Annotated in this window: 8 protein-coding genes and 1 pseudogene; 6 read left to right on the top strand and 3 right to left on the bottom strand. The window is 53.4% G+C overall.

Going from position 1 to position 7478, the window contains the following annotated elements:
• Positions 1 to 7: 7 nt before the first annotated feature.
• The gene (locus BOA8489_RS21145; RefSeq protein ID WP_370807386.1) at positions 8 to 124 is read left to right on the top strand and encodes an integrase core domain-containing protein; all 117 of its coding nucleotides are present in this window, start codon (positions 8 to 10) and stop codon (positions 122 to 124) included.
• 142 nt (positions 125 to 266) lie between these two features.
• On the opposite strand, the gene BOA8489_RS19615 is transcribed toward BOA8489_RS21145, so the two are convergent.
• Genes BOA8489_RS19615 through BOA8489_RS19605 form a run of 3 tightly spaced genes read right to left on the bottom strand, consistent with a single transcriptional unit; the run spans position 267 to position 2459 of the window.
• Positions 267 to 1052, bottom strand: coding sequence for a transporter substrate-binding domain-containing protein (locus tag BOA8489_RS19615; RefSeq protein ID WP_093976006.1), 786 nt, complete (start codon positions 1050 to 1052; stop codon positions 267 to 269).
• A gap of 28 nt (positions 1053 to 1080) precedes the next feature.
• Positions 1081 to 1800 carry an amino acid ABC transporter permease gene (locus tag BOA8489_RS19610; protein ID WP_217897980.1) on the bottom strand — a complete coding sequence of 240 codons (720 nt, stop codon included), beginning with the start codon at positions 1798 to 1800 and terminating at the stop codon, positions 1081 to 1083.
• Positions 1782 to 2459 (bottom strand): amino acid ABC transporter permease, encoded by a 678-nt coding sequence (locus tag BOA8489_RS19605; protein WP_093976005.1) that lies wholly within the window; start codon positions 2457 to 2459, stop codon positions 1782 to 1784. Before BOA8489_RS19605 ends, BOA8489_RS19610 begins: the two co-directional genes overlap by 19 nt.
• 437 nt (positions 2460 to 2896) lie before the next feature.
• Here BOA8489_RS19605 and BOA8489_RS19600 point away from each other — a divergent pair.
• The 5 genes and pseudogenes from BOA8489_RS19600 to BOA8489_RS19580 form a co-directional block, all read left to right on the top strand.
• Positions 2897 to 3529, top strand: a pseudogene (locus tag BOA8489_RS19600) (tyrosine-type recombinase/integrase).
• Positions 3530 to 3717: 188 nt separating this feature from the next.
• Positions 3718 to 3987 (top strand): DUF3489 domain-containing protein, encoded by a 270-nt coding sequence (locus BOA8489_RS19595; RefSeq protein ID WP_093976004.1) that lies wholly within the window; start codon positions 3718 to 3720, stop codon positions 3985 to 3987.
• Positions 3984 to 4436: a DUF2924 domain-containing protein gene (locus tag BOA8489_RS19590; protein WP_176440388.1), complete on the top strand. Its 453-nt coding sequence runs from the start codon at positions 3984 to 3986 to the stop codon at positions 4434 to 4436. Before BOA8489_RS19595 ends, BOA8489_RS19590 begins: the two co-directional genes overlap by 4 nt.
• Positions 4433 to 6118 (top strand): recombinase family protein, encoded by a 1686-nt coding sequence (locus BOA8489_RS19585; protein ID WP_093976002.1) that lies wholly within the window; start codon positions 4433 to 4435, stop codon positions 6116 to 6118. Before BOA8489_RS19590 ends, BOA8489_RS19585 begins: the two co-directional genes overlap by 4 nt.
• Before the next feature lie 710 nt (positions 6119 to 6828).
• Positions 6829 to 7478 (top strand): DUF4386 domain-containing protein (locus BOA8489_RS19580; RefSeq protein ID WP_093976001.1); only part of this gene is annotated, 650 nt, incomplete at its 3' end.

Below are 7478 nucleotides of genomic sequence, written 5' to 3'. Positions count from 1 at the left end.
GGCACAGATCGTCATCAATCATTGGCTTAAGCAGTACAACCACACACGTCCGCACCAGGCTCTGAACATGCGACCACCAGTGCCAGAAACTCTAATCAGAAATGGCACAGAACTTGGGGGCTAGACATTCCAAGCTAGAATGTCTTTTCTTTCTGAGGACAACCATTGTCTCATCGCGAAATGTGGCAGCGGCCCTTCGACGCCGCATGGTCGTAGGGCCGCTTTCTTAGTACTCAGCACACACGGGTGCGCGAATGGTCAATGGATTATAGATTTGGCAACGCAGGAGGGTCTTGGCCCAGCCATGTGTTGGACAAGGCATCCAATTCACCACCCAAAGTTTTGTGCAAAATGAACGTATTCACCCAAAACAGCAGGTCCAAGTTGCCCTTCTTGACGCCAATGAAAGCGGGCGATTCTTTGAGGATAAACTTTGTTTCAATGTCTGCATCTGCATCGGCTGCACTGATTGCTGCAGCGACAGTGTTTCCGCTAACGAGCACATCGACCTGACCAGATTCGAACGCGGCACGGGTCGCAGCGTTGTCGCCAAAGCGGATGATTTCTGTAGTTTCAGGTGCGATTTTCGTCAATTCCAGATCTTCAAGCGTGCCGCCAGTCAAACCGACAGACATGCCTGCAAGGTCAGCAACGCCCTCAATCGCTTTGCCGGAGGATGCAAAAGCACCAGAGAAAAAAGGCGCGTAGGCGGACGAGAACCAAATCGATTTGGCGCGCTCAGGGTTAGCGCCCATTGTTGCGATGACAAGATCAACGCGATCCGTCTCTAGGAATGGAATACGTTGATTGGAAGTTACGGGGACAAGCTCAAGCTCTACGCCCAGGTCTGCCGCGATAAGTTTTGCTACATCGACATCGTATCCTTCGTATTCACCTGATGCGCCCAGCGCCCCAAAGGGTGCGAAAGATTCAGGAATAGCAATTTTGACTGTTCCGGCTGCTAGGATGTCGGCAAGATCAGCAGATGCCTGCGTGGCCAACGCGGGCAAGGCGAGCACGGCGGCGGCAATAAAATTAGTAAGTCTCTTCATAGTTAAGTTCCTTGTTGATTGATCGTGATCAGATAGCGACAGGTGGGATTTTCGGCGCTGTCCCGAGCTTTTTTTCCAGGCGGATTGCAAGCCGAGAAAGAGGGAAGCACAGAGCGAAATATATCAGCGCCATGAGTGGATAGATGATGAATGGCTCTGTGCCTTCAACGGGCGCATTGGCCCAGCGTTTGCCGATGCTCATCAGGTCGGAAAACCCGATGATGTAGGCCAGCGAGGTACCCTTGATGATCTGCACCATGAAACCCACCGTAGGGGCCAAAGAAACGCGCAGGGCTTGTGGCAAGATAACTAGCCGGAGTGTTTGGAAAAACTTCAGACCAAGAGCCTCTGCGCCTTCCCATTGACCATCGGGAAGGCTTTGGATCGCGCCGCGCCAGACTTCGGCAAGGTAAGCGCTGCTATACAGAGTCAGAGCGAGACTCGCGGCGACCCAGATATTAACGTCAAACCCGATAAGCCGCGGGATACCCAGCCCAAACAAGAACAGCAGCATTAGCAGCGGTGCAGATTGGAAAAACCAGATATAGCTTTGCGCGGCGAACTTTGTGGGTTTGGACGGAATAATCCGTAAAATTGTGATGCCTGCGGCCACGACCCCGCCGCCGATAAAGGCGATCAAGGACAGATAGATCGTGAACTGCGTTGCAACGATCAACTGAAACAATACAACGCCTTCGGGCTCGCCGAAGGCCGCGACAAACAGACCCTTCATCGAACGACCTGCCATGCAAAGAGGCGCCTCTGCAGGCCTGCCAGTATCACTTTGAAAGACAGCGAAATCGCGATGTAAAGGACGGTAAGAGTGAAGAAAACTTCGAACGTGCGGAATGTTCTACTGTCGATAAACTTACCAGCTTGGGTCAAATCGTTGACGCCGATTTCCGAGATGACGCCTGTGGTCAGAAAGAGAAAGATGAACTGACTGGCCAAGGATGGATACATTTTGGCGACGGCCTGCGGCAGCACAATCTTAAAGAAGATGAGAAGGTTACCCATACCCAATGCCGCTGCGGCTTCTCGCTGACCATCTGGCACGGTTCCGTAGCCTGCGCGCAGTATTTCGGAGAAATATGCGGAAAAGTTCAGAACCAACGCTAAAAGCGCATGGGCCCAAAACGGCCATTGATACCCCAACAACAAGGGCAAGCCGAAGGCGACAAAGAAAAGCTGAACAATCAGCGGTGTGTTGCGGATGAACTCTACATAGCTGGTCGCAAGATGTCTGACATAGGGTATCTGCCCGTAGCGGACGCCGGAAAGAACCAACGCAAACAAAAAACCTATGATCGCCGCGCCGACCGTTAGTGCGATGCTAAACAAAGCTCCCTCGAACAGCGTCCAGAGATAGTCACCACGTCGGTAGATTTCAAAAAATCTGAAGTCCATTGCAGAACGTGAGCATTCGAGGCCAGACAGTTAAAGATTTCAACCTAATTCCGCCCACCAAGCACGCACTCCCGCTTGATTTTCGCGCGTTTTTTGTAGCTTTGCCAGATATTTATGCTCTGAGAGTATATTGTTTGCGCAGGTCAACTCTCCGCGTTTCGGGAACAACCTTATTTGCGCCTAAGTTAGTCATTCAAATCAGCCATCGCTCTCGCTCAACTCAAAGACCCCTCGCGATTGTCATCTTCCAATTTGGACGCGACACACACAGAATGCTGCAGATGCAAAATTGGTCACTATGGGCTCTATGCAGTCATATGCTGCGCGGATTATGAAGGTCTGGTACCGGATTAACCGGCCATTTGGTCGTTTGGTAGAGTTGGCGGGTCGACACGGTGTTGATGTCAGGAGCGGGAGGGATGGATGGAGGATATCTCATGTCCAAAATCCAACTTCCTGCAATCAAGCCAAAATAGAGGCCCTGGAACAAGGGACGGCTTGTTGGTCAAAAACGCCCGCTCCTTCCGAAACAGGTCTGGGCCATCCGGGCGCGGCTCGAATTGGCCGGAAATCTCAGAGATCTTGCGCTGTTCAACCTTGCCATCGACAGTAAATTGCGCGGCTGCGATCTTGTCCGCCTAAGGGTCGGAGATCTCGTGGTCGGCGATCATGTCCGGGAGCGAGTTTCGGTCATCCAGAGCAAGACACAGCGACCAGTTCAATTCGAAGTCTCGGAAGGCACACGGGACTCCATCTGGAATTGGGTTTGCAGCCCAGCGATGCTGGCGGTCACCCATCTCTTCCCGAGCAGGTTTCATGACCGGCCGCATGTGTCGACCAGGCAATATGCCCGGATTGTTCGCGATTGGGTGGCGGCGATTGGTCTTGACCCAAGCGGACACGGCACACATTCACTGCGACGCACCAAGGCCGCGTTGATTTACCGTAAAACCGGCAATTTACGCGCAGTCCAGCTTTTGCTTGGTCATACAAAGGTGGACAGCACGGTTCGCTACCTCGGTGTCGAACTTGAAGACGCGCTGAGCATTGCCGAGAAGATCGACATTTGAGGGTAGGGCGGGCGGCAAATGCTGCCCGCTATTTTTCTTAGGCCTTTCGCAATGTCTTCGATCTTCCACTGGACTTCGGAGTCCACGTGAGCGTCACTGGTGTCACTGAGCCTTTTGGTCTCTCGCCCGGATTGCCGGGCTTCGGTCAGTACGGGGCGCAATTGCCCCGCAATTGCAAGGAGACCAGAATGAGTGAACAAATCACAGGAATCGCACCGACGCGCCCATCAACGATCAAGCGCCCAAGCCAGCTCGGGAAATCCAAAGCCGACAGCCTGCGCAAACTATTGTCTCGAAAGCGAGGGGCAACCGCTGAGCAGATTCAGCAGCAGCTTGGCTGGCAGCCACATACTGTTCGTGCCGCGATCTCACGATTGAGGTCTTCGGGCCTGCCGATCGAACTCGACCGGTCAGGCAAATCTGCACGCTACCGGGCGGTGCGCGGGGATTGCCAGTGACAACGAACCCGATGACATCGCGCCTTCAAAAGTTGGAACGCGCGGATGCCGCAACGCTTCGGCGTGCCTGGCTGGAGATCAAGGGCACTGTGCCGCCCAAGACCTTCACGGCCCGCCTGATGCGATTGGCCCTGGCTTGGGACGAACAAGCCGGGAGGGAGGGACCTGAGCCCACCAAAACGCGTCGCGATTGGAACCGGATCATCAAGGAGAAGGTAAAAAGCGCGTCCGCTGAACTGGTTGGAAGTACCCTACCGCCGGCGGTTTGTAATGGCACCCGTCTTCTGAAGGACTGGGGCGGAACCACGCACGAAGTATTGGTGACCGAGGGCGGCGCTACCTGGAATGGCCAGAGCTATTCATCCCTGTCTGCTGTGGCGCGGGCAATGACGGGGACAAACCGGAATGGTCCAAAGTTCTTTGGGTTACGGGAAGCGGGCAAGTCATGATCCGGCAGCGCTGCGCCATCTACACCCGTAAGTCGACCGAGGAAGGTTTGGAACAGAGCTTCAACTCGCTTGATGCACAACGCGAGGCCTGTGCCGCCTACATCCTCAGTCAGAAACACGAGGGATGGGCGGAGAACTCGGAACGCTACGACGATGGCGGCTTCTCTGGTGGAACAATGGACCGCCCAAGTCTGCAACAGCTTTTGAAAGACGTTAGGGCAGGGCGCGTCGATGTCATTGTCGTTTATAAGGTCGACAGGCTGACGCGAGCGCTGTCGGACTTTGCGAAGATGGTCGATGTATTTGACGGGGCAGGGGTGTCGTTTGTGTCGGTGACGCAAGCGTTCAACACCACATCATCCATGGGCCGTCTGACCCTGAATGTACTTTTGTCATTCGCGCAGTTTGAGCGTGAAGTGACGGCCGAGCGTATCCGCGACAAGGTTGCTGCGTCCAAACGCAAAGGCATGTGGATGGGAGGCGCCATACCGCTTGGGTACGATGTGATCGACAAAGCGCTTGTCGTTAACCCGCACGAAGCCACCGCGATCCGAACGATCTTTGCTGAGTATCTGGCACAAGTATCGGTGCGAGAGCTTGCAGTGCGGCTTGATGCGTTGGGCGTCGTCAGCAAACAGCGCACCAATCGGCATGGACAAGTTAGCGGCGGCACATCCTTCTCGCGCGGTGCGCTTTACAACATCCTGCGCAATCCAATCTACATCGGCAAAACCCGGCACAAGGAGAAACTGTACGAAGGACTGCATGACGCGATCATCGATGATGTCACCTGGCAATCGGTCCAAACCCAACTGGCGGATCATGGCGGCAAGACAATCAGTTCAACCCGGCGATCAGTTAAGCGTCTTCTGGATGGCGTTCTGTTCGACAGCAAAGGCCGAGTGATGCGCACGACCTACGCCAGTAAGTCAGTTCACGCAAAAGCGGCGACCCGGACGAAGCGGTATTGGTATTACACATCGAAATTGCACGGTTCAGAGGACAGTTCCGGCGCCGAGCGTTTGCCAGCCGATGAGATAGACCGCATTGTGTTAACCGGCCTCAGGGAGCATCTGAGAGACGAGCGTTGGTTGGCAGAGCAGGCGACTGCGCAGGAGATGGGGACAGCCCTGGTCGCTGACATTTTGCGCGCCGTGCACAAAAAGCAGACCGAAACGGATGCAGCGGGCGAGAAGGCATCGATGCAAAACTTCCGCGGCATGATTGAACGCATCGATGCCAGGAATGACCTTCTCCGGATATCGGTGAACCTCGCAAAGATATTGGGGCCGGATGCCTCGATGGTTCCAATCAACGCGATGTTCGAAATTCCATTCCAAAAACGTCAGAACGGTCGCGCCAGGGCGATCGTCCTTGTGCCCCAGAATGCGCCGCAACCGGATCCAAGCCTCATCGCACTTGTTGCAGATGCAAAGCGGTGGGCAAGTGAACTTCTAGATGGGAAGACCATAACTGTTCAACAAATCACACAGCGGGAAGGATTGCGTAGCGGGTCCGTCAGTCGCATTCTTCCACTGGCCTGGCTGGCCCCGGACATCTCGATGGCCATTCTCGAGGGCCGTCAGCCATCAGGACTCAACGTGAAATCATTACGCGATCTTCCTGAGCTGCCGCTGAACTGGGCAAAGCAACGCGAAATCCTCGGATTTCCGCATCTTTGATCTCGCTTTGAACGGCTCAAGACCTCACGCGCACTTGCCCGGCTGAGACTTTTCCAAAATTTGACCCGATATGACTCACATCAGAGACCAGATATGAGGTCTCTGGCGCTCTACAACCCCGTAACTCACGGAAATATAAACACGATTGTGAGTACGTGTAATGTCTGCGGTTTGTCTGAGACTGATTGGTGGTGGAAGCAGTCCAGAGCGAACCAGTCTCGGCCCGAAATTCCCTGTTAACAGGGAAAATACAGGGAAAATTCGCAATTTTTTGGCTGAATCTGGGTGATTTGGGCGACTTTTTTGCGATTTCCGTGAGCGTTTACAGTGAGTTAGAAGGCATTTCCCTGTTAATTTGATGACAGGGAAAAATATCGGACTATCAGGGAAAGATTAAGCAAGAACAGGGAAGGGAGTCGGCGAAACAGGGAAGCGCGTAACCTGCATAACTTGCGATGGCGCTGAAAACGTAGTTGCTATGCCGAAAGGCCGCTTTCTGCACATGAGCGGTCATCAATTTGGGTCGCAGAGAAGGTCGGCTCGGAGCCCAGAGCCGACGCCAGAGAGCGATAGCCTTTGCGGAACTTCTGACCAAGCAAACATTTTCGCCAGTCGCCAGTCGCCAGTCGCCAGATCTGACAGAAATCAATCCTGTGAAATGGAAGATCGCTATTATTTCGAAACGATACCGTTAGGAGCGTAACGTTTGAATGGGACGGCAAGTATCAAAAAGCCTCACCACTGCGATTTCAGCTAAAATAGCGGCGATGGTTGTTGGTATCGCATTCTTAGCATCGGTTTTGATTGTAACACTGGTCGATGACTTTCTACTTGCCAATTTCGTTGTGCCCGGAGACACGTCTGCATTGGCACGGGACATTGAGGCAAATCCCACGGTACTCGTTTTCGCCTCGATCGGTTACTTAGTTGTGCTCTTGATCGACTCCATTATCGGAATTGGTCTCTATATTGTTCTCAGTCCTGTGAATAGGAAGCTTGCGGCACTGACTGGTGCGCTCCGGTTGCTATACGCAGTCGTATTGATGGTTGGAGTTCTCGCGCTGCTTTTTCAAACGATCGACGCTTACGGCTATGCCGCCATAAAGGGCGTCGGCTATATTTTCTTCGCATCCCATATATTTCTACTAGGCTATGTGGTCTTCGTGTCGGGATATATCCCAAGATTCCTTGGCGTTTTGTTGATAGTTGCCTCCCTCACATATTCGATCTTCCTCATAGATATCGAATTTCCCGAGCACTTCCTGGTATTAATAATGTTGACAATGGCAGTTGCAGAGATCGCGCTGTGCACATGGCTCTTGGTGAAGAGAAATAGTTTACCTGAGGCCGGTCAGAGGGG

Source organism: Boseongicola aestuarii, assembly GCF_900184815.1.
Taxonomy (GTDB): domain Bacteria; phylum Pseudomonadota; class Alphaproteobacteria; order Rhodobacterales; family Rhodobacteraceae; genus Boseongicola; species Boseongicola aestuarii.
This window is presented reverse-complemented; position numbering and strand designations above follow the sequence as displayed.